The following is a 17952-nucleotide window of genomic DNA, read 5'->3' on the forward strand; positions in this document are numbered from 1 at the left end:
CGGATGGTAGACGCGGCACCACCACCCACCCCGCCCACCCCAGGCGACCACACGCCGTCGAGCACGACAACCACGGTTCTACCTCGCGCAACCACGGTTCTACCTCGCGCAACCACGGTTCTACCTCGCGCAACCACGGTTCTACCTCGCGCGACCAGGGTTCTACCTCGCGCGACCAGGGTTCTATCTCGCGCGGACGGGTCTCGCCCCGGTCCGTGGGGACGGACCGGGGCGAGACCGGTGGTGCCGTGCGGCGCCGGACCGCGGCTCAGCCGCAGGTGGCGGCGTCGTACTGCTCGGTGACGGTCGTCGACCTCCCCTCGGCGTCGGTGGCCACGACCGTGACCTCTCCGGCCTCGACCGACGTCGCCCGTGACGCGAACGACTGATAGGCGTTCTTGGCGGGCTCGACGCCGTTGACGGTCCTGGTGCCGAACGGCGTGTCGAGGCGCACCGTGAGCGGCACCTCGTCGTCGTTCTGCGCGCGGACCGCGACGTAGACCTTGCCGGCGAGGCAACGAGTCGCCGCCGTGACGGTGATCGTGGGCCCGGCGGGGACGCCGTCGCCCACGGTCAGGGTGAGCGTCGTCGTCGTGGTGCCGGCGGTGCTCACGTAGTCCGGGAGGACGAGGTCGCCCTGGATCACGTACACGCCCGGCGTCTCGACGACGGACTCCTCGTAGTCCCACTCGACGCCGATCGCCTGGTTGTCGCGCGAGCCGTCGTTGTACGACACGAGGACCTTGGTGGGCAGCCAGGGCTGCTCGCCGACGTCGACGCTCTGCTCGAACTGCTCGGCGCCCTGGATCGAGATGCCGCCCTGCGAGTTCTCCGGCCGCACGTACACCTGGGCCTCGGCGAGGAGGCCGTAGGTCGTGTTGGTGCCGTGGACCGTGAACGGCTCGACGTTGGTCTCCGCCACCATGGCCGGCGTGATGGGCTGCCAGGTGAAGTCGACCGTGCCGCGGCGGCCGCTGGAGTAGACGACGTCGAGCGACGTCGGCAGCTCGGGCACCTGGCCCGTGACGGTACGCACGATCACCGGGCTCGCGACCGAGTCGACCGTGTCCCCGTTGACGCGCCACCGCAGGATCCCGGTGCCCGCGCCGCCGGTCTGCACGCCGGTGATGCGGACGCGCAGGTAGCTGGCCTCGACGGGCTCGAACTCGAGGTGGTTGTACGCGTTGCGCTGGAGCGCGCCCGCGTACGTGGACCCCTCGGTCAGGGTGACGGGTGTCCAGTCGGTACCGTCCTGCGAGTACTCGACCGTGTAGGTGTCCGCGCGCGGCATGCGCGTCCCGCCGTTGTCGTCGTACCAGTAGATGTCGGTCGACGCGACGAGCACCGGGGACTCCCAGGCGTACCGGATCCACGCCGCGGTCTGCGGGCTCGTCCCGTTCGCGGGCTGCCCCCAGGTCCCCCAGCCGTTGCCCGCACCGGGGTTGGAGCTCCCGGGCGTCGAGGGTTCGTTGACGCGCAGCGGGTTCTCCCACGACGCCGACCCGCTCGTCGTGATCGTCGCGAGCGCGCCGAACTCGGCCGACGTCGCCTTCTCGGTGAGCTCGACCTCGACGTCGCGCTCGGTCGTGAGCTCGCCGTCGGACGCGGTGAGGCGGAATGTGTACTCCCCCGCGGCCGTGCCCGTGACCGTGGTGGTCAGGGCGTCGGCGTCGCCGAAGATGACGCTCGCGCCCTCGGGCGCGGAGACCGTCGACCACCCGGAGGTGAGCGTCCCGTCCTCGGGGATGCCGTCGTCGGTCACGGTGCCGACGAGCGTCGTGGACAGGTTGCCGTCCTTCGACCGGTCGACGTTGACCGTGACGGTCGGGGCGTCGTTGACGACCTCGGGGACCTCGCGGCCGGAGTCGAAGACCTGGATCTCCGAGATCGCCGTCCAGTACGACGGCGTGTTCGTGAACGCGACGCGGACCTTGTCCGTGGTCACGGCCTCGAAGAGCGCCTCGTTGAACTTGGGGCCGGGGATCTTGGGGGCCTTGAACGCGTCCGGCACCGTGGTCCAGCCACCCGAGCCGTCGGGCACCTGGATCGAGTACCGCAGCGGCTCGCGGTACCCGCCCGCCTGCCGGTCGCTGACGAACCAGACCTTGACGTTGTCGAACCTCGTGGGCTCGCCGAGGTCGAGCTCCACGTAGCCCGTGTCGCCCTCCGTGCCGTAGTTGCCCCAGTAGGGCTCGTTGACGGTGCTGCCGTCCGTGACCGCGGCGAGCGACACGGGCCGCTCCGTCTCCTCGATCGCGCCCGGCGTGTAGTTCATCGAGCCCGTGCTCCAGCCCGGCGTGTGGAACTGGCGCCACGGCGTCGGGCGCGCCCCCTGCTGGGTGGCGGAGGACGACAGCTCCGCGCCGCGCGCGAGGTTGTCGGCGTCCTCCGTGAGGTCGATGCCCGCGGTCTTCAGGTAGGAGACGACGCGCTGGTCCTCGATCGGGGTGTCGACCGCGGTCGGCAGGTCGGCGCCCTCGTCCGCGACGACCTCGACGCCGAGGCCCTCGTCGGACTCGACGACCTCGTTCGCGGCCGGGTCGTAGACGAACCGGCCCAGGCCGTCCGCCGCGGCCTTGCGCTCACCGTCGACGAACAGGCTGTAGCCCTCGCCGAGCCCGTAGTGCGAGCCGTCCTCGTCCCAGACGATCGTCACGTCCTTGCCGTGGTACCGCAGGTTGTTGACCATGAAGTGGTCGTACCCGAGGTCGATCGGCCACAGCTCGATCTTGTCGTCGGACCGCGGCTGGATGCCGCCCATGTCCTCGACGTAGATGTAGTTCATGTTGCCGAGCATCACGTGGTTCGGGTTGTTGCGGTTGAACGTCTGCGTGCTCGCGTTCCAGTTCGAGTAGTACTCGGCCTGGTTGGGGACCAGAGCGTTGCCGTTCGGGTAGATGCTCCACGCCATCCAGTCGAGCAGCTTGGCCGCGTACTCGGGCGTGACGTACGTGTGGTCCGGGTCGTAGTGCCGCAGCGCGGACCGCACGCCGCGGTACTGGACCGTGAAGTTGATGTTCGAGAAGTTGTTCGAGCCGCCGATGCCGAACTTCGCCCGGTCGTACTGGTTGGCCGTGTAGAACGGGAAGATCGGGAAGTTGTCGCCGTACCGCAGGAAGCGGAAGCCGTCCACGTACTTCTCGGCGTCCTCGACCGGGATGAGGTTCTCGGCGTAGATGTCGTAGAGGTTCGACTCCTTCGCCGGGATGAGGTCGCGCTCGGCCTGGCTCAGGGGGTTCTGGTTCCCGCCCGACGTCGCGCCGTGCGACGTGCCGGCGAGGAACATGCGCATCTCCTCGCTCCACAGCCGACCGAGGATCGCGTCGCGGATCTCGTCGGCGGTCCGGCCCATCTCCTCGACCTTCGCCGGGTCCGCCCCCGCCATCGCGTAGAGCTGGCGGGCGGCGTCGAACGCCCCCCAGACGTACGCGGACTCGGGCCGCTCGATCGTCCGCGCGCCCGGCGCACCGGCGTCGACCTTGGGGTACCCGAAGCTGATCGCGTCGGAGTCGTTGCCGGGCATGTAGTTGGTGTCGTAGGCGATGAGCTTGTCGTCGTTGCCGTCGTAGTGCTCGAGCTGGCCCGTGCCGTCGCCCTCGAAGTACGTCGCGAAGCGCTCGGCGACCGCCGGACCGCCGCCGTGCACGTTGAACGCCTCGAGGCCCGCGGTGCCGAGGTACTGCGAGTAGTGGTTGTTCCAGCTCGTGTGCCCCGGGCTGTCGAGGAAGGCGGAGGACCCGGACAGCTCACCGATGTTGAGGATCTGCCCGTAGCCCAGGTACGGGTTGCGGATCCACTTGGTGTCCTGGAGGTGCATGGGCTGGGTGAGCGCCACCGAGTTCTGGTAGAGGTTCACGCCCTCGATCGTCGTCGGGTACTGGTACACGTAGCCCGGCTCGTTCGCGTCCAGGCTGTTGTACCGCTCGCCCCACCAGCGGTAGACGATCGCCTTCTCGATGGCGTCGTCGGGCACGTCGATGTACGGGATGTCCTGGGCCCACTGGCGGTTGAACGCCGTGACGCCGGTGCGGAACGCGTCCGCCGGCGACAGCTCCGCGTACTCGTGGAAGCTCTCGACCGACTCCGGGAGCGTGTCGCTGGACAGCACGCCGAGCACGGACAGGTCGACCGAGCCGCCCGCAGGGACCGTGACCTCGCGGTCGAGGTTGGTGCCGACGCGCTCGAACCCGGGTGCCTTGAGCCCGATCGTGACGTCGGACCACGGGGTGTCCACGAGGCCGTTGTTCGACCCGCTCGTCAGGGTCCGCGTCCCGGTGAGCTCGTCGGCGGAGTCCGTCGACGTCGTCGCGAGCGGCGAGGCCGCGCGCACCGTGAACGTCACGTCGTTCGCGCCCGGGTTGGTGAACGTGATCGCCGACAGTGCCACGTTGTCGTACGTGATGAGCTTCTTGAGGTCGGCGGTGACACCCGTCGAGCCGACCGTGTAGCGCGCCCTCGCGTGGCTCGGCGCGTTGAAGCGCTCCGCGCCGACCTCGGTGATCGTCTGCCCGGGCACGGTCACGGTGTAGAGGTCGCCGAGGTTGTTCGGGCCGCCCGCGAAGGCGGAGCCGGCGAACCCCATGACGGCCCAGTTGCTGTTGCCCCGCAGGTACAGCGACCGGCCGCGCGTCTGGAGCACGTTGTTCCCCGACGTCCCGCTCACCCCGAGCACGCGGTCGAGGTAGTAGTCGGTGCCGCCCGCGGCCAGGTCCTTCTCGAAGATCGACCCGTGCATCGAGCGCGCCGTCCACGGGACGCCCGGCTCGAGGGCGGTGGCGACCTGGTCCAGGTTCGTGTAGACCGGGTCACCGATGTCCATCGAGTCCGTCGTGCCGTCGGTGTAGACACCGACGTCGCTCTCGTTGCCCGGCACCACGTCGGCCTGCGCCGCCGGTGCCAGTGCGACGCCGGTGGCGGCCATCGCACCTGTCATCGCCGAGGCGACGACCCTTCTCCACGCTCTCCCCGACATCACCAAGTCCTCTCCATCGGGAACCGGAACAGGTTTCGGGACGACGACGGCGCCTCGCGTCGCGCGGGTGGACTGCCTCGTCCGCCCGCCCCGCTGCGGGACGCGTGACCCTGATCGTCGTGCCGGCTCGCGCCGCCCCGCGGGCCGGTGGTGACCGGGACCGGGGCCCCGGGTCCCTCCGCGGTGAGGTCGCCAGACGCGAGCCAGTCAACCAGCACGTCCGACCGACCGCAATGGTTTTCGGTATCGACTTTGCGGACCGGCCGAGCGGCCGGACAGGACGGACTCTCGGGAAATCGTTGTCTTGAGTGGGAAACGCGGCAGTGAGACGCGATCTCAGGAGCGACCGCGACACCGGATGTGACGCCCCACCGAAAGGCTGCTCATATCGCTTTCACTGCTCGTGGGCGTGCGGGGCACGCGGTCGCCGGCTCGATGACGCGGGTCGCCCGGTCGGGACGTCGGGCCGGTCGGAGCGGGCGACCGCTACGCGCCGTCGGCGGGCGGCGTCGTCTCCACCGGAGCCGTCTCCTCCGCGGGCGGGGCGGTCCCGTCGGCAGGCGGCGTCGCGCCGTCCGCCGGTGCCGTCCCGTCGGCCGGGGCGGTGCCCTCCGCCGGAGCGGTGGGCTCCGCCGGGTCGGGCGTGGGCGGGGGCGGCTCGAGGAGCGTGAAGGTGACGGGGTCGCTCGTCGCCCCCTCGACGCCCGCGACGCTCACGACCGCGGTGTAGGTGCCCGGACCCACCTCCGGCTGGTCGGGGGCGCAACCCTCGACGGAGCGGTGCCGGTCCCAGCGGACGAGCTTCGACGGGTCCTCGTCGCCGGTGCTCATGAGCAGCAGGCGCTCCGTCGTCCCGCAGTGCGCGGACGACCACACGAGCTCGTCCCCGGAGTAGATCTGCACCTGGCGTCCGGCGTCGGAGCCGTCGACGAGGCACGGGCGTCCGCCGGACTGCCGCAGCGTGACGCTGAGCTGGACGGCACGACCGGGCTCGTACTCCGGCGCGCTCGTCGTGATGCCCAGATCGAGCGACGCGGCCGTGCAGTCCTGCGGCGGGCCGGCGGCCTCGGGCGTCGGCGGCGCGGACTTGCCCTCCTGGGCCGTCTCGTCCCCGGCGAGCAGCGGCTGGACCGCCCGCACGACGACCTGCCCGAGCAGCACGAGCCCGACCACGAGACCGACGAGCAGGGCGAGCGCGACGAGGCGGCGGCGGAGCAGGGCCCCGCGCGAGGGCCTGCTGGGCGCCCCGGTGCGGGAGCGCGGCCTCGGGGCGCGGTCGGTCCGCGGCGTGCTCACGGGGTCCTCCGGTGGTGCAGGTGCTGGTGGCCACCACGGTATCCGCGCCCGAGGCCGGGCCTCGCGCTGCCGCGCCGACGACCCACCAGGTCGGGGCAGAATGGGTCGTCCCCACGATCCGCGCCGGGACCTCGTCACGGTCCTGCGCGACCGCTCGCCGGCACGTCGTCGGGGAACGCACCCGACGACCGAGAGGGACGACCGCCGCCATGACCGCCCCGGCCGCGCGCCCGGCCCGCCCGTCCGCCGCGGGACACGACCCGCACGCGGACCTGCGCGACGCCGTCGGGCGCTGGTTCGCCCAGACCGCGCGCGACCTGCCCTGGCGCGCCGCGGACCGCACGGCCTGGGGCGTCCTCGTGAGCGAGGTCATGCTGCAGCAGACGCCGGTCGTCCGGGTCGAGCCGGCGTGGCGCGAGTGGATGGCGCGCTGGCCCGAGCCCGCCGACCTGGCGGCGGCGCCGACGGCCGACGTGCTGCGCGCGTGGGGCCGGCTCGGCTACCCGCGCCGCGCGCTGCGGCTCCAGGAGTGCGCCCGCGCGATCGTCGAGCGGCACGGCGGCGAGGTGCCGCGCGGCGAGGAGGCGCTGCGCGCCCTGCCGGGCGTCGGCGAGTACACCGCCGCGGCGGTGACCGCGTTCGCGCACGGGCGGCGCGCGGTCGTCGTCGACACGAACGTGCGCCGCGTCCTGGCGCGGGCCGTCGGCGGGACCGCGCTGCCCGCGCCGTCGTACACCGCCGCCGAGCGCGCGACCGCCGCCGCCGTCGCCCCGCCTGGTGACGAGGACGCCGTGCTGTGGGCCGCCGCGTCGATGGAGCTCGGCGCGCTCGTGTGTACCGCCCGGGCGCCGCGCTGCGGCACGTGCCCCGTGCGCGACGCGTGCGCGTGGCGCCGCGCCGGGCGGCCGGGCGACGAGCACGCGGCACGCCGCCGCACGCAGGCGTGGGCGGGCACCGACCGCCAGGTGCGCGGCCGGGTCATGGCCGCCCTGCGCGACGCACCGGGGCCGGTGCCGCGCGGCGTCGTGGCCGAGGTGTGGCACGACACCGCGCAGCTCGACCGCTGCGTCGCGAGCCTCGTCGAGGACGGGCTCGTCGAGCAGGAGGACGACCTCTACCGGCTCCCCGCCTGACCGGCGTCAGACGGTCGGGAGCCAGACCCGCATGGTCGACGGGCCGCGTGCGGCCCAGTCGTGGTACGGCACGAGCCGCACGTCGACCGGGACCGCCGACGGCACCTCGACCGGGACAGACCCGCGCGCGGCCCCGGTCCGCCCGGGCGCCCCGCCACGGAGCGGCGCGTACGGCCACGGGGCCGTCGTCGGGTCCACGAGCAGGCCGCGCACGACCACGCGCCCGTCCTCGTCGCGCGGCGGCACGGCCACGTCGACGCGCAGGTCGGCGACGTCGCGACCGCCCGGCAGGTCGACGGACTCCACGCACAGCACCTCGGGACCGCGCTGGACGGCGACGCAACCGCGTACGGCGTCCACGCGCTCGTCGGGCACGAGGAACCGCGGCGCGACGTCGAGGTCGAGCGTGACGACGCTCCCCGCGCGCAGGTCGGGCACCGCGACGGTGCCCGGGGGCACCTGGCGCGCCGGGCCGTCGTCGACCACCAGCCGCCCGGACCCGGACCACGTCGGCACGCGCAGCGTGAGCGCCCAGCGCTCGGGCGCCTCGACGACGCGCACGCGCACGCGCCCGTCCGCGGGGTAGCCGGTCTCGACGTCGATCGCGACGGGCTCGCCGGACGGCAGCGTCGCCCGCACCTCGCTCGTCGCGTACTGGTGGAGCTGCACGCCGCCGTCGTCGACCGTGGCGAGGTAGCTGGCGAGGCTCGCGAAGGTGCGCGCGACGTTGGGCGGGCAGCACGACACCTCGAACCACGGCGCGCGCAGCGACGACTCGGCGCGCTTGCTCACCTGGTCGGGCGCGGCGGGCTCGCCCGGGACGCGCTGGTGGAGCGTGTTCGCGTAGTAGAAGGCGCGGCCGTCGTGCGCGGGCGACGTCGCGACGACGTTGAACAGCGTGCGCTCCACGACGTCGGCGTACCGGGGGTCGCCCTGCGCGAGCAGGAGACGCCACGCCACCATGACGGACCCGATCGCCGCGCACGTCTCCGAGTACGCGCGGTCGGGCGGGAGGACGAAGTCCTCGCCGAACGCCTCGTCCTGGTGGTGCGAGCCCTGGCCCCCGGTGACGTAGGTGCGCGCGGCCTGCGTGCGCTCCCACTGCCGGGCGACCGCGGCGACGAGCTCGTCGTCGCCGGTCTCGACCGCGACGTCGACCGCGCCGGCGGCGAGGTAGTTCGCCCGGACGGCGTGGCCCCGGAACACGGTGGCCTCCCGCACCGGGACGTCGTCCTGGTAGTAGGAGCGGCCCCACTCGATGTCCGCGAGCGTGCCGTGCCCGCGCCGCTCGACGAAGAGCGCCGCCTGCCGCACGTAGCGCGGCTCGTCGAGGGCGCGCCCGAGCTCCGCGAGCGCCACCTCGACCTCGGCGTGCCCGCAGACCCCCTGGATGCCGTCCGGGCCGAACGCCTCGCACACGTGGTCGGCGGAGCGGCGCGCGACCTCGACGAGGAGGTCGTCCGGGTGCCCGGTGCGGGCCCGCGCGACCGCCGCCTGCATGAGGTGGCCCTGCACGTACAGCTCGTGGCCCCACTCGAGGTCGGTGTACCGAGCGTCCTGGCCGGGGTTGCCGAACTTCGTGCACAGGTAGCCGTCCGGTGCCTGCGCCGCCGCGACGCGGCGCACGATCGCGGCGAACCGGCGCTCGAGCGCGTCGTCCGGCCGGCGACCGAGCTCCCACGCCATCGCCTCGAGCAGCTTGTACACCTCGGAGTCGCTGAACTCCCGGCCCCGCCGGGTCGTGGCGACGTCGCCGCGCACGACGGCGTCGAAGTTGCCCAGCCAGCCCTCGGCCTCGAGCCAGTGCTCGATGTGCCCGAGGGTCGCGGCGCGGTTGACCTCCTGGCGATCGGCCCAGAACCCGCCCGTGATGCGCACCTGCGCCAGCCCGAGCGGCTGCAGGCGCCCCGTCGCGGGGACGACCGGGCGTCCGCCGTCGGTCGGGCGGGCGCCGGTCCCGGTCGTCCGGGGCACGGTCGGGGTCGTGGTCATGGCAGCACCTCCGGAGGCGGCGGCGCCGCCTCGTGGTTCGTCGGGTCGTTCGTGGGGTCGGTCGACGGGGACGCCGGACGGCGTGGGCCCGACGGGACGAGGGGCGTGGGTCGTCATCCCTTCAACGCCCCGGACATGAAGCCGCGCACGTAGTGGCGCTGGAGCAGCAGGAACAGGACGACGCACGGCGCGGCGAGCACGACGACGCCCGCCTGGGTCGCGCCGTAGTCGACGATGCCCATGACCTGCTGGCGCATGTTGGCCACCGCGAGCGGCAGCGGCGCCTTGGTCGAGTCGGTGATGAGGATGAGCGGCGCGACGAAGTCGTTCCAGGCCGCGAGGAACGCGAACAGGCCCACGGTGATGAGACCCGGCTTCACGGCGGGGACGAGCACGCGTCGCAGCGCCCCGAACGACGAGCACCCGTCAACCATCGCGGCCTCGTCGAGCTCGCGCGGCACCGACTCGAAGGAGATGCGCATCATGAACGTCGCGAACGGGAGCTGGAACATGGTGAGCACGAGCGCGAGGCCGAGCAGCGAGTTCTGCAGGTGCAGCGTGTTGAGCAGCACGTAGAGCGGGATGAGCAGGGTCGCGTACGGGACCATGAGGATCGCGAGCGTCACGAGGAACAGCACGTCGCGGCCCGGGAAGCGGAACCGCGCGAACGCGAACCCGCCCAGCAGCGAGACCCCGAGCGTGAAGAGCACCGTGAGGCCGGAGACGACGACGGAGTTCCACAGGTACTGCCAGATCCCGGCCTGGTAGCTCGCGAGCGTCGCGTAGTTGCCGAACCCCCAGCCGTCGACCTGGGCGCTGCCCGGCTGCGGCGAGAACGACGCCACACCGGCCCACACGAGCGGGAAGAGGAAGACGATCGCGAGCCCGCCCGTGAGCACCCAGTACGGGGTGCGGGTGAGGACGCCGGCGATGCGGGCGCGGGGCGCGGGCCGCCCGGGTCGCGCGGGGCGCGTCGCGGGGGCGGGAGCGGGTGCGGTGACGGCCATGTCACTTCTCCTCAGGTGCGCGCATGCCACGGACCTGCGCGACGTTGATGAGCACGAGGGCCGCGAGCACGATGATCGACAGCGCGGCGGCCACGCCCAGGTCGTTCTGCCCCTGGAAGGCGATGTTGTAGATGAGCTGCACCACGGTGATCGTGCTGTTGTCCGGACCGCCCTTGGTGAGGATGTAGAACTGGTCGAACGCGAGCAGCGAGCCGGTGACGCACATGATCGTGCAGAGGGCGAGCGACGGGCGCAGCAGCGGGAGCGTCACCCGGCCGAACGTCTGCCAGCGGTTGGCACCGTCCATGCGCGCCGCCTCGTAGACCTCGTGCGGGATGCCCTGGAGGCCCACCATGAGCAGGAGCATGTAGAAGCCCGCGAAGCGCCAGACGATGAGGAACACCGTCGACCACAGCGCGCCCTCGGGCGACCCGAGGAACGAGACCGGCTCGTCGACGATCCCGAGCCGCTCGAGCAGCGGCGAGACGGGGCCGACCTGCGGCGAGTACAGCGCGTAGAACAGCAGGGACGCGGACGCGAGGCCGAGCGCGCTCGGGACGAGGATCGACGTGCGCAGGAAGCTCTTCCACCGGCTCGACTCCTGGACCAGGAGCGCGAACCCGAGCCCCAGGCCGATGAGGAGCACGGTGGCGATCACCGTGTACTTGACCGTGAAGACGACGGAGTCCCAGAAGAACCGGTTGTCGACGGCGTCGCCGAAGTTGTCGGGGAAGTTCACGCCCCGGTTGCCCGCGAGCAGAGGCCAGTCGGACGCCGACATCTGGCCCACCAGCAGCACGGGGAAGACGAAGAGGACGAGCACGAACACCGCGGTCGGGGCGGCGTAGGCCCACCCGCGGGCCGCCTGCGAGCGCCCCGGCCGACGGCGCCGCCCGGCGCTCCCGGTCGCGGTGCCGCGGGGCGGCCGGTCGTCGCTCGCGGCGGGGCCCCGCGGCGCCGCGCCGTGCGGCACGGGCGGGGGCGGCGTCGAGGACGCGGACTGCACGGACATGAGAGGTCTCCTGGGACAGGGGTGAGGGAAGCCGGACCCGGCCCGCCGCCGCGCGGTGGGACGCGGCGGCGGGCGCTGTGGTCACGCGGGGGTGGTCACACCCGGGGTCACTGCGAGAGGACCGCGGTGATCTCCTCGTTGTCCGGCTCGATGCTCGAGCCGTCGCCGAACACCGCGTCGCGCACGAGCGTGAGCCACGGGCTGTTCGGCGCGTTGAACGCCTGCTGGAAGTTGCGCGCGACGGGCGTGCGGCCCTTGCTCGCGATCTCGTTGATCGTCACGACGCGCGGGTCGGCCGAGGAGTACTCGTTGTCGACCAGGTCGGCGCGCGAGACGACGTCGCCGTTCTTGGCGAGCACCTCGACCTGCGCCTCCTCGGACATCATCCAGGAGAGGAAGTTCCAGGCCTGGTCGGACTGCTCGCTGTCCTTGGAGATGCCGATGCCGTCGCCGCCCACGAACGTCGACTCGCCCCCGCCCGGGCCGGGGATCGGTGCGACGCCGACGTCCACGGTCTCGTCCGCCGTCGACAGGAGCGTCGCCGGGTACGGCATGACGCCGACCTTGCCCTCCTGGAACGGCGCGACCCACGTCGCGCCGGTCTCGTCCCGCGTGCCGGCGCCCACGGCGTCGGAGTCGACGAGGTCCTTGTACACGGCGTAGACGTCCTGCGCGGTGTCGCTCGCGAGGAGCGACTCCGTGCCGTCCGCGCCGAGGACGTCCTCGTCCGCGGCCCAGACCGACGGGAACCACGTGAACACGAGGCACCCGCCGCAGTTGCCGCCGAAGAACGTGCCGTCGACCCCACCGCCGAGCGCGTCGACCGCCTTGGCCTGCTCGGCGAACTCCTCGAGCGACGTCGGCGGGGCCTCGGGGTCGAGGCCGGCCTGCTCGTAGAGGTCCTTGTTGTAGAAGAGGACCGAGATGTCGAGCACGAACGGGAGGACGTGCTCGGCGTCCTCGTACGTGCCGGCCTCGAGGTGGCCCTGGTTGATCTCGTCCGCGAAGTCGAGCTGGTCGATGCGGTCGGTGACGTCCTGGAACAGGCCCTGCTCGACCCAGTTCGGCACGTACACGATGTCGGCCGCGAAGAGGTCGGGCAGGCCCCCGCTCCCGGCGGCCGCGCCGACCTTCGCGACGTAGTCGTCGTTGGGGACGATCGTCAGCTCGACCTGGTTCTCGTGGCTCGCGTTGTACGCGTCCACGAGCAGCTTCGCCTGCTTCTCGAGCGGCGCGCGCGTCCACAGCGTGAGCGTGCTGCCGTCGTCGACGCCCTCGACGCCCCCGGATCCCGTCCCGCCCGTCGCGGCGTCGCCGCCGCCGGATCCGGACCCGCCGCACGCGGCGAGCCCCAGCGCGACGAGGCCGGCGAGCGTCGTCGTGGCCACGGACCTCTTCCAGGAGGCCCCGCGGTGGTTCTTCATCTCGTGTCTCCTCGTACTCGTCTTCGAGCCGTTGCACCTGCGCCCCGTGCCCGCGCTGTGGGCGAACACGTTTTCGGTCCCCGTGTCGCGCTGCGGCGCGCTCCACGTGGCCGACCCTCCCCTCAGGCGGCTAGTGTTCGAGGTCCTGATGTCGCCTGCGAGCCCCCCGCTCGCACCGTCCGTCGGAACCGAAACTAACCGAAAAGGTTTTCTGAATGTATGGCAGCGCGGTAGTCTCGTCAAGCACGACAGCGGGTTACAGTTCGATCACGGCTCGATCGTCGAGGGCGCAGCGCAGCGCACCGGCAGGAGGGGGAACGGCCTCATGACGACCCAGAGCGGGAGCGCCACGCCGCGCGCGGCGACCCTCACCGACGTCGCGCGCCTCGCGGGCGTGTCCATCGCGACCGCGTCCAAGGCGATCAACGGGCGCGACCAGGTGAAGGCCGAGACGCGCCTGCGCGTCCTGGAGGCCGCCGAGCGGCTGTCGTTCGCGCCCAACGCGCTCGCGCGCGGCCTGCTCAAGGGGCGCACGGGCACCGTCGGGCTGCTCACGAGCGACCTCGAGGGCCGCTTCTCGATCCCGGTGCTCATGGGCGCCGAGGACGCGTTCGGCGCCGGCCGCGTGTCCGTCTTCCTGTGCGACGCGCGCGGCGACGCCATCCGCGAGCAGCACCACGTGCGCGCCTTGCTCTCGCGGCGCGTGGACGGACTCATCGTCGTGGGGTCGCGCACCGACCCCCGCCCCCCGCTCAGCGCCGACGTCCCCGTCCCGGTGGTCTACGCCTACGCGCCGTCGGAGGACCCCTCCGACGTCTCGATCACGGCGGACAACGTCGGCGCCGGCCGGCTCGCCGTCGAGCACCTGCTCTCGTGCGGGCGGCGCCGCGTCGCGCACGTCTCGGGCGACCCCGGGTACAAGGCCGCGCAGGACCGCGCGGCGGGCGCCGAGGCCGCGGTCGCCGCGGCCGGCCTGGAGCTCGTGGGCGGCCAGACGTTCTTCGGCTCGTGGAGCGAGGGCTGGGGGCGCGGAGCCGCACGCATGATCGTCGAGCAGCACGGCGACGTCGACGCGTTCTTCTGCGGGTCGGACCAGATCGCGCGCGGCGTGCTCGACGCGCTGCGCGAGCTCGGCCGGGACGTCCCCGGCGAGGTGTCCGTCATCGGGTTCGACAACTGGGAGGTGCTCACGACGAACGCGCGCCCCCAGCTCACGAGCGTCGACATGAACCTCGAGCGCCTCGGACGGGTGGCGGCGCAGCGCCTCTTCGCGGCGATCGACGGCACCGTGCGGCCCGGCGTCGAGGAGCTCCCCTGCCGGGTCGTGACGCGCGCGTCGACGGTCCCGATCAGCTGAGCGAGGCAGCGCCCTCCGGCACGTCGTCGAGGTCGAGCAGCATGCGCGTGTTTCCCAGGGTGTTGGGCTTCACGCGCGCGAGGTCGAGGAACTCCGCCACGCCGTCGTCGTGCGAGCGCAGGAGCTCGGCGTACACCTCGTGCGACACCGGCGTCCCCTCGATCGGGCGGAAGCCGTGCGCGCGGAAGAAGTCGACCTCGAACGTCAGGCAGAACACCCGACGGAGCCCGAGCGCGCGCGCCCGAGCCAGGAGCTCGACGACGAGCGCGTGCCCCACGCGGTGGCCGCGCCAGGCCGGGTCCACGGCGAGCGTGCGGATCTCGGCGAGGTCGTCCCACATGACGTGCAGCGCGCCGCACCCGACCACCAGGGGCGCACCCCCGCCGTCGGGCCCTCCTGTGGCGTCCGTCGCGGCCGGCCCCGCCTCGGCGACGACGAACTCCTGGACCGCCTCGTAGTACCCCACCAGCTCCTTGGCCAGCAGGATCCGCGCCTCCGCGTAGGGCTGCACGAGCGCGCGAACCGCACGCACGTCCGCGGGCAGGGCGGGACGGACGCGGACGGCGGAGGTCGTGGGCACCGCGTCACTGTACGCGGACCCGAGGCTCCTCGCATAGTCATGCATCCGGACGCATAGGTCCGCGCAGTTCTCACCCGCCCCCGACCAGGCGGGACGCCGTGATCTCGTCCACCACGAGGTCCGTGACGACGCCGGCACGCAGGGCCGCGCGCAGCGGCGCCACCTTGTTGTCCCCCGCCACGGCGCACACGCGCCGGGGGACGCTGCGCAGCTCGTCCGGACCCGGCCCGGTCGCGCGCTCGTTGAGCGCGATGTCGCGGTAGGTGCCGTCCGCGCGCAGGAACACGGTGCAGACGTCGCCGACGACCCCCTCGGCGTCGAGGACCGCGATGTCGTCGGGCTCGAGGTAGCCCGCTGAGTACACGTGGGACGGCACGCCGCCCGCGACGGCACCCACCGAGAAGAGCGCGATGTCCGCGCGGTGCTGCACGTCGAGCACGCGCCGCACCGACCGCTCACGCCACATCGCCCGCTTGGTCTCGGCGTAGTCGAAGAACGCGGGCACTGGGAAATGGTGCACGTGGGCGTCGAACGCGGTGCCGAAGCCGGCGATGAGGTCGCCCGCGTAGTGCACGCCCGACGTGCGCGTGTTGGCCGCGCCGTTGAGCTGCACGACGGCGCTCCCCCGCGTCGGCTTGCGCGGCAGGTGCCGCGAGACGGCCGAGAGCGTGGTCCCCCACGCGATGCCGAGGATCATGTCGGAGTCGAACCACGTCGACAGCAGGCGCGCCGTCGTCAGGGCGACCTGCTCCAACCGCTCGACCTGCGGCGCCTGGTCCGGCACCGGGACGACGTACGCGTCGATGCCCCACGTGCTCGAGAGGTGCTGCCCCAGCCCGGGCCCGCGGCTCCGCGCCGGCCGCAGCGATATCTCGACCAGACCCGTGTCCCGGGCACGCTTCACGAGCCGCGACACGGTCGACCGCGACGTGTGCAGGTGCTTGGCGATGGCCTCCATCTTCATGTCCTGCAGGTAGTACATCGACGCCGCCCGCAGCACGTCCTGCTCCCGGTCCACCATGCCGGTCTCCCTTCGCTCGACCTCCATTCTGCACGTTCGTGCACCACGGTTGCGCGTCCGTTCGGAGCGTGGTGGTCTGGATGGCGTGCCAACGCGTCGGGACCCCGGCGCGCGCACGGCGGTTACCGCTCGCGCACCCTGGTCGGGCGTGGGACCGTCGCTGTGAGCGCACCGTGGGCGCATCGGCCCGCGGCGTGCCCGCAGCACCGAGGGACGAGAGAGGGAGACGGATGGCATCCACGAGACTCACCGCGGAGTCGCGCCAGCAGGCGCTCGCCGCGCTCGAGGCCAGCACGAGCGCCGACGCGGAGCTCGACGTCCTCGTGATCGGCGGCGGCGTCACCGGCGCGGGGATCGCGCTCGACGCGGTGACCCGCGGGCTGTCGACGGCGATCGTCGAGGCCCAGGACTGGTCGGCCGGGACGTCGAGCCGGTCGAGCAAGCTCGTCCACGGCGGGCTGCGGTACCTGCAGATGCTCGACTTCCACCTGGTCAAGGAGGCGCTCACCGAGCGCGACCTCCTGCTCAAGGAGATCGCGCCGCACCTCGTGCGGCCCGTCCCCTTCCTCTACCCGCTCGAGCACCGCGTGTGGGAGCGCGCCTACGTCGGCGCGGGCATCGCGCTCTACGACACGCTCGCGAGCGTCGCTCCCGGCAGGCGGGCGATGCCGCTGCACCGGCACCTGTCCCGCACCGGCATGGAGAAGAAGTTCCCCGACCTCGCGCACGACGCCGCGGTCGGCGCGGTCCAGTACTGGGACGCGTCCGTCGACGACGCCCGCCTGGTGACCACGCTCGTCCGGACCGCCGCGTCCTACGGCGCGCACGCCGCGTCGCGCACGCAGGTCGTCTCGCTCACCAAGGGCTCGACGGGCGCCGTGAACGGTGCCGTCCTCGTGGACCTCGAGTCCGGGCGGGAGATCACCGTGCGGGCGCGGGCCGTCATCAACGCGACGGGCGTGTGGACCGAGGACACCGAGGCGCTCGCGGGCAGCGAGGGCGGGCTCCGCGTGCTGGCGTCCAAGGGCATCCACATCGTCGTCCCGCGCGAGCGCATCAAGGGCAAGGTCGGGCTGATCCTCCAGACCGAGAAGTCGGTGCTCTTCGTCATCCCGTGGTCCCGCTACTGGGTGATCGGCACCACCGACACCCCGTGGGAGCAGGAGCTCCAGCACCCCGTCGCGACCGCCGCCGACATCGACTACGTGCTCGAGCACGCCAACGCGGTGCTCGCGCACCCGCTCACGCGCGACGACATCATCGGCACGTGGGCCGGCCTGCGACCGCTCCTGCAGCCGGGTACCAAGGAGGGCACGAGCTCGGCGAAGGTCTCGCGCGAGCACACCGTCGCCTCCCCCACCCCGGGCCTGACGGTCATCGCGGGCGGCAAGCTCACCACCTACCGCGTCATGGCGAAGGACGCGGTCGACTTCGCGATCGGCCAGCGCGCGAGCGCCCTGCCGTCGATCACGCACAAGATCCCGCTGCTCGGCGCCATCGGGCTCGACGCCGTCCGGCGCCAGGCGCGGCCGTGGGCCTCGCGCTACGGCTGGACGCCCGCGCTCGTCGACCACCTGCTGCACCGGTACGGCTCCAACCTGCGGGAGATCGTCGAGCTGTGCGAGGCGCGGCCGGACCTCGCCACGCCGCTCGAGCACGCGCCCGCGTACCTGCGCGCCGAGATCGCGTACGGCGTCTCCCACGAGGGAGCGCTGCACCTCGAGGACCTGCTGCTGCACCGCACCCGGCTCAACTACGAGGTCGCCGACCGCGGCCTCGCCGCGCTGCCCGAGATCGCCGACCTCGTCGGCGAGCTGCTCGGGTGGGACGACGCGACCCGCGCCGCGGAGATCGCCAGCTACACCGACCGCGCGAACGCGGAGGCCGCCGCCGAGCAGGAGCCCGACGACGCGTCCGCCGAGCGCACCCGGCTCCGGGCCGACGACGTGTCGCCCCTCCAGCCGCTGCGCACCACCTGACAGCAGAACACCGCTCGCGAGCGCGCCTCGGGCGCCGTCCGGCAGGGACGGCGCCCGACCGGCGCCTCGCACACCGACCTCACGGGGCGCACGCCGACGGCGGACCGACCCGAGGACCCGACGCTCAGGCGCGCCGGGACGGTTGAGACAGAGAAGTCCACCACGAAAGAGAGAGCACG

Annotated in this window: 11 protein-coding genes; 3 read left to right on the forward strand and 8 right to left on the reverse strand. The window is 72.8% G+C overall.

Annotated elements, in window-relative coordinates; genetic code table 11:
• Positions 1-268 precede the first annotated feature (268 nt).
• Both JN535_RS18075 and JN535_RS18080 read right to left on the reverse strand, forming a co-directional pair.
• Positions 269-4921 carry a galactose-binding domain-containing protein gene (locus JN535_RS18075; protein WP_240201419.1) on the reverse strand — a complete coding sequence of 1551 codons (4653 nt, stop codon included), beginning with the start codon at positions 4919-4921 and terminating at the stop codon, positions 269-271.
• Positions 4922-5458: 537 nt separating this feature from the next.
• Positions 5459-6268, reverse strand: a complete 810-nt coding sequence (locus JN535_RS18080) for a hypothetical protein (protein ID WP_205207208.1) — start codon at positions 6266-6268, stop codon at positions 5459-5461.
• Positions 6269-6477: 209 nt separating this feature from the next.
• Between JN535_RS18080 and JN535_RS18085 the strand changes: the two genes are divergently transcribed.
• Positions 6478-7401 carry an A/G-specific adenine glycosylase gene (locus JN535_RS18085; protein ID WP_205207209.1) on the forward strand — a complete coding sequence of 308 codons (924 nt, stop codon included), beginning with the start codon at positions 6478-6480 and terminating at the stop codon, positions 7399-7401.
• 6 nt (positions 7402-7407) lie between these two features.
• Here the strand turns inward: JN535_RS18085 and JN535_RS18090 are convergent, their stop codons facing one another.
• The 4 genes from JN535_RS18090 to JN535_RS18105 form a co-directional block, all read right to left on the reverse strand.
• Entirely contained in the window at positions 7408-9393 is a 1986-nt protein-coding gene (locus JN535_RS18090) for a glycoside hydrolase family 127 protein (RefSeq protein WP_205207210.1), read from the reverse strand.
• Positions 9394-9506: 113 nt separating this feature from the next.
• Positions 9507-10400 carry a carbohydrate ABC transporter permease gene (locus tag JN535_RS18095; RefSeq protein WP_205207211.1) on the reverse strand — a complete coding sequence of 298 codons (894 nt, stop codon included), beginning with the start codon at positions 10398-10400 and terminating at the stop codon, positions 9507-9509.
• Between the two features lies 1 nt (position 10401).
• The gene (locus JN535_RS18100) at positions 10402-11412 is read right to left on the reverse strand and encodes a carbohydrate ABC transporter permease (protein WP_205207212.1); all 1011 of its coding nucleotides are present in this window, start codon (positions 11410-11412) and stop codon (positions 10402-10404) included.
• Positions 11413-11519: 107 nt separating this feature from the next.
• Entirely contained in the window at positions 11520-12836 is a 1317-nt protein-coding gene (locus JN535_RS18105) for an ABC transporter substrate-binding protein (RefSeq protein WP_205207213.1), read from the reverse strand.
• Between the two features lie 325 nt (positions 12837-13161).
• Here JN535_RS18105 and JN535_RS18110 point away from each other — a divergent pair, with 325 nt between their 5' ends.
• Positions 13162-14193, forward strand: a complete 1032-nt coding sequence (locus tag JN535_RS18110) for a LacI family DNA-binding transcriptional regulator (RefSeq protein WP_047231526.1) — start codon at positions 13162-13164, stop codon at positions 14191-14193.
• On the opposite strand, the gene JN535_RS18115 is transcribed toward JN535_RS18110, so the two are convergent.
• Complete coding sequence (locus JN535_RS18115) at positions 14186-14818, reverse strand: amino-acid N-acetyltransferase (protein ID WP_205207214.1); 633 nt, start codon at positions 14816-14818, stop codon at positions 14186-14188. The two genes, JN535_RS18110 and JN535_RS18115, sit on opposite strands and share 8 nt — an antisense overlap.
• Positions 14819-14843: 25 nt before the next feature.
• Complete coding sequence (locus tag JN535_RS18120) at positions 14844-15794, reverse strand: sugar-binding transcriptional regulator (RefSeq protein WP_205207215.1); 951 nt, start codon at positions 15792-15794, stop codon at positions 14844-14846.
• Positions 15795-16024: 230 nt separating this feature from the next.
• Here JN535_RS18120 and JN535_RS18125 point away from each other — a divergent pair, with 230 nt between their 5' ends.
• Entirely contained in the window at positions 16025-17773 is a 1749-nt protein-coding gene (locus JN535_RS18125) for a glycerol-3-phosphate dehydrogenase/oxidase (protein WP_205207216.1), read from the forward strand.
• The last annotated feature ends 179 nt before the right edge of the window (positions 17774-17952 follow it).

The sequence above is a fragment of the Cellulosimicrobium cellulans genome (assembly GCF_016921195.1).
Classification (GTDB): domain Bacteria; phylum Actinomycetota; class Actinomycetes; order Actinomycetales; family Cellulomonadaceae; genus Cellulosimicrobium; species Cellulosimicrobium cellulans_F.

Excerpts from the sequence above, each read along its gene's own strand:
- JN535_RS18090 (WP_205207210.1), bottom strand. The coding sequence starts at position 9,393 with ATGACCACGACCCCGACCGTGCCCCGGACGACCGGGACCGGCGCCCGC.
- JN535_RS18075 (WP_240201419.1), bottom strand. The coding sequence starts at position 4,921 with ATGGCCGCCACCGGCGTCGCACTGGCACCGGCGGCGCAGGCCGACGTG.
- JN535_RS18120 (WP_205207215.1), bottom strand. The coding sequence starts at position 15,794 with ATGGTGGACCGGGAGCAGGACGTGCTGCGGGCGGCGTCGATGTACTAC.
- JN535_RS18095 (WP_205207211.1), bottom strand. The coding sequence starts at position 10,400 with ATGGCCGTCACCGCACCCGCTCCCGCCCCCGCGACGCGCCCCGCGCGA.
- JN535_RS18085 (WP_205207209.1), top strand. The coding sequence starts at position 6,478 with ATGACCGCCCCGGCCGCGCGCCCGGCCCGCCCGTCCGCCGCGGGACAC.
- JN535_RS18125 (WP_205207216.1), top strand. The coding sequence starts at position 16,025 with ATGGCATCCACGAGACTCACCGCGGAGTCGCGCCAGCAGGCGCTCGCC.
- JN535_RS18100 (WP_205207212.1), bottom strand. The coding sequence starts at position 11,412 with ATGTCCGTGCAGTCCGCGTCCTCGACGCCGCCCCCGCCCGTGCCGCAC.
- JN535_RS18115 (WP_205207214.1), bottom strand. The coding sequence starts at position 14,818 with ATGCATGACTATGCGAGGAGCCTCGGGTCCGCGTACAGTGACGCGGTG.
- JN535_RS18105 (WP_205207213.1), bottom strand. The coding sequence starts at position 12,836 with ATGAAGAACCACCGCGGGGCCTCCTGGAAGAGGTCCGTGGCCACGACG.
- JN535_RS18110 (WP_047231526.1), top strand. The coding sequence starts at position 13,162 with ATGACGACCCAGAGCGGGAGCGCCACGCCGCGCGCGGCGACCCTCACC.